4 protein-coding genes and 1 pseudogene are annotated in these 3343 nt (G+C 67.1%); all 5 read right to left on the minus strand.

The genetic code is table 11. The features are described from left to right. Nucleotides 1–779: SMP-30/gluconolactonase/LRE family protein (locus tag M3N55_RS16570; RefSeq protein WP_249060966.1), on the minus strand; the 779-nt coding region annotated here is incomplete at its 3' end. Beyond that, entirely contained in the window at nucleotides 776–1375 is a 600-nt protein-coding gene (locus M3N55_RS16575) for a 2-dehydro-3-deoxy-6-phosphogalactonate aldolase (RefSeq protein WP_249060967.1), read from the minus strand. The genes M3N55_RS16570 and M3N55_RS16575, both read right to left, overlap by 4 nt. After that, nucleotides 1363–2271: a 2-dehydro-3-deoxygalactonokinase gene (locus tag M3N55_RS16580; protein ID WP_249060968.1), complete on the minus strand. Its 909-nt coding sequence runs from the start codon at nucleotides 2269–2271 to the stop codon at nucleotides 1363–1365. The genes M3N55_RS16575 and M3N55_RS16580 overlap by 13 nt, the downstream gene beginning before the upstream one ends. Further along, nucleotides 2268–3053 carry an SDR family NAD(P)-dependent oxidoreductase gene (locus M3N55_RS16585; RefSeq protein ID WP_249060969.1) on the minus strand — a complete coding sequence of 262 codons (786 nt, stop codon included), beginning with the start codon at nucleotides 3051–3053 and terminating at the stop codon, nucleotides 2268–2270. Before M3N55_RS16585 ends, M3N55_RS16580 begins: the two co-directional genes overlap by 4 nt. After that, nucleotides 3053–3343: pseudogene (locus M3N55_RS16590) on the minus strand (dihydroxy-acid dehydratase domain-containing protein); the annotation flags it as partial. The pseudogene M3N55_RS16590 and the gene M3N55_RS16585, both read right to left, overlap by 1 nt.

A 3343-nucleotide genomic window follows, 5' to 3' on the forward strand; every position in this document is an offset into this window, starting at 1 on the left:
AAGCTTGCGCCGTCCAGTTTGGTTGGTTTTGTGCGGCCTTGTTGTGCGGTTGTGCAAAACAGGGTTTGCAGATCTGGTCCTCCGAAAGCGGGGCAGGATGTGTGCGGTGCGGGAAGTTCTACGGTGTGTTCGAGCTTGCCATCGGGGGTGTAGGCGGCGACGCGGCCTGCGCCCCATTGCGCCACCCAGAAATTGCCCTGCGCATCGAACACGGCGCCATCGGGGTTCAGGGCGTTTGCGGTCAGGTCCAGCCAGACATCGGGCGTGCCTTTGGGCCAGCCGGCGGCATCAAGCGCCACGCGCATGACGCGGCGGGTTGGTGTGTCGGTGAAGCAGGCGCTTTGCCCGTCCGGCGCAAAGCATATCGCGTTCGGGATGGTGATACCGGGGAACAGGCAGCGCAACTCCCCCCTGCAATAGCGCCAGATCGCGCCCGCGCCCTTTTCGGCGCGCTTGCCCATGGTGCCAATCCAGAACCCGCCCTGCGGGTCGGCGCGCCCATCATTTGAGCGGGTGACAGGATTATCCGCGTCCAGCGCGCACAGGGTGCGGCCTGTGCCGGCCTCCAGGTCGAACAGCATCAGCCGGGTTTCGGTGGCAATCACCACCTCGTCGCGGCTGACCCAGCCCATCGCAGAGGGCATGTCGTCGAAATCCCAGGACCGCGCCAGCGAATGCAGCTTGCGCCCGGTGATGTCGAACCAGAAAAATTCCTGCCGTTCCGGGTGCCAGAAGGCGCCTTCGCCCAGTTCGCAGCGCATATCATTGACCGGAATCATGCGCAGGCATCCCAGGCCGCCACTGCGTCGCGCGCCCGTGTGCCGACCTCTGAGGCCGCCATTCCCGGTGCATAAAGCGCCGTGCCCAGCCCGAACCCGGCCGCGCCCGCTGCGCGCCATGCGGCGAACCCCTCGGGGCCAACGCCGCCCACTGCATAGACGGGCATCTTTGCTGGCAGCACCGCGCGCATGGCCTGCAGCCCGTCCAAGCCCATCTTGAAGGCCGGGAACAGCTTCAGCCCCGTCGCGCCTGCGCGGATCGCGGCGAAGGCTTCGGTCGGGGTGAAGATGCCGGGATAAGACAGCAAGCCCGCGTCCACGGTCGCGGCGATGACTGCGGGGTTGGTGTCGGGCGACACGACCAGCCGCGCGCCCGTGGCCGCGACTTGCGCAACCTGAGCCACCTCCAGCACCGTGCCCGCGCCGATCTGCGCGCTCTGGCCGAACGCGTCAACCATGGCGGCAATGCTGTCCAGGGGCTGCGGCGAATTCAGCGGCACTTCGATCTTGGTGATCCCGGCCTCGAGCAGGGCATGGGTCACGTCCAAAGCCTCGGCCGGGGTGATCCCGCGCAGAATGGCGATTATCTCGCGCATGGTGCCTCCGATCTGTGCGCCGCACGTATGGCCGCCAGCCCGGCCAGCGTTGCAGCATCTGCGGTATGGGCAGAGACAGGCACCGACAGCCCATCGAGCGCGCGCCCGTAAAGCGCGGCCAACGCCCCGGCGCCCAGCACCGCCACGCGCTGGCCCAGCCAATAGGGCTTTGCCGCCGCCAGTTCCGCGCCGATCAGCAAGCCCGACAGCCGCGCGCGGGCGGTGGCCGGGTCCAGCCCGTCCAGCAAGCCTTCGGCGCGCAGGGTGAACAGGCGCGCAAGCAGGCGGTCGGGGCGCTCCAGCCCTTGCGCGACCCCCGCGTCAAAGCCCGCGTCGTCCCACCCCGCCATGCCGTGGCGCAGCACCGACTGGCCCGCAAGCAACGCGAAGGTTTCCCCCGTCAGAAAGGTCTGGAAGCTGACAACTTCACCCGCGCTGACATGCACCCATTTGCTATGCGTGCCGGGCAGGCAGATCACGCCATCCCAACCGGGGTTCAGCGCCAGAAACCCCGCGATCTGGGTTTCCTCGCCGCGCATGACATCGGCGGGCTTTGCTTGTTTCAACCCCGGCACGACATAGACGGACACGCGCGGGTCGGCTTGCGGGGCGGCGACCAACCCACCGTCCAGGGGCGCGCAGGGGACGGCACGATACGGTGCTTCTATCCAGCCCTGACGGCTGCCCAACATGCCGCAGGCATAGGCCGGGATGCAGCGATCCGCTTGCAGCCAGTCGCCCACCAGCGCGATCAGCGCGGGGCCGAACGCATCGCGCGCCAGCCCGCCCGCGCCGGTGTCACGGGTGGCATGGACCATGGGTTTATCTCCCAGCATTGCCCATGCCCGCAGATGCGAGCTGCCCCAATCAAGCGCGATCCAATCTGCGCCGCTCATCCCGTCACCACCACGCCACCGTCAATGACCAAGGCCTGCCCCGTCATCGCGCGGCTGGCGTCAGAGGCCAGGAACAACACCCCGCCCGCGATGTCGTCGGGCGACAGCGTGTCGGGCAGGCATTGACGCCCCATATGCGCGGCCAGGCCTTCGGGCGTGACCCATTGCTCCAGCTGTTTGGGCGTCATCACCCAGCCGGGGGCCAGCGCATTCACACGGATACGGTCGCCGCCAAACTCGCGCGCCAGGCTGCGCGTCAGCCCGTTCAGCGCCGAATTGGCCGACGTGTAGACCGGATAGCCCGCATTCCCCATCATGTAGCTGATCGAGGTGATATTGATGATCGACCCGCGCCCTGCCGCGCGCATGGCGGGCACCACGGCTTGCGTGGCATAGATATAGGCTTTGAAGTTGATGGCGAGCGACCAGTCGAGGAAATCCTCGGTGATCTCCTCCAGCGTATGGCGCTGGTCATTGGCGGCGTTGTTCACCAACACCGAGACCGGGCCATGCGCTTCGGCGGCTTGCTCAATCGCCGCCACAAGGGCCCTGCGGTCGGTGATGTCGCATTGCAGGAATAGCGGGCGGTTGCCGGTCTTGCCCGCCATCTCGTCACAAAAGGCGGTGGCGTCCGAGCGCTGCACAAAGGCCACGCGCGCGCCCTGGCGCAGGAAGGCTTCGGTCAGCCCCGCGCCAATGCCGGACCCGCCGCCGGTGATGAAGACAGACGCGCCGTTCAGATCGGGATAGATTGGCAGGTCGGGATAGCCTGGCAGGGTCATCAATGGCTCTCCCGCGTGACAGGCCGGGTGTCCTTGCCGACAAGAAAGTCCAGATCGGCGCCTTTGTCGGCTTGCAAAACGTGGTCAACATAAAGCTTCGCATAGCCACGCGTGTAATGCGGCGGCTCTGGTGCCCAATTGGCGCGGCGCGCGGCCAGTTCGGCATCCTCCACCAGCAGGGTCAACTCGCCCCGGCTGGCCGACACGCGAATGCGGTCGCCGGTCTTGACCAAGGCCAAGGGGCCGCCTGCCTGCGCCTCTGGCGCGACATGCAGCACCACCGTGCCAAA

The sequence above is a fragment of the Roseinatronobacter domitianus genome (genome assembly GCF_023336755.1).
GTDB lineage: Bacteria > Pseudomonadota > Alphaproteobacteria > Rhodobacterales > Rhodobacteraceae > Roseinatronobacter > Roseinatronobacter domitianus.

Bases quoted from the DNA above. Each gene is read 5' to 3' on its own strand.
- M3N55_RS16575 (WP_249060967.1), bottom strand. From the start codon at position 1,375: ATGCGCGAGATAATCGCCATTCTGCGCGGGATCACCCCGGCCGAGGCT.
- M3N55_RS16585 (WP_249060969.1), bottom strand. From the start codon at position 3,053: ATGACCCTGCCAGGCTATCCCGACCTGCCAATCTATCCCGATCTGAAC.
- M3N55_RS16580 (WP_249060968.1), bottom strand. From the start codon at position 2,271: ATGAGCGGCGCAGATTGGATCGCGCTTGATTGGGGCAGCTCGCATCTG.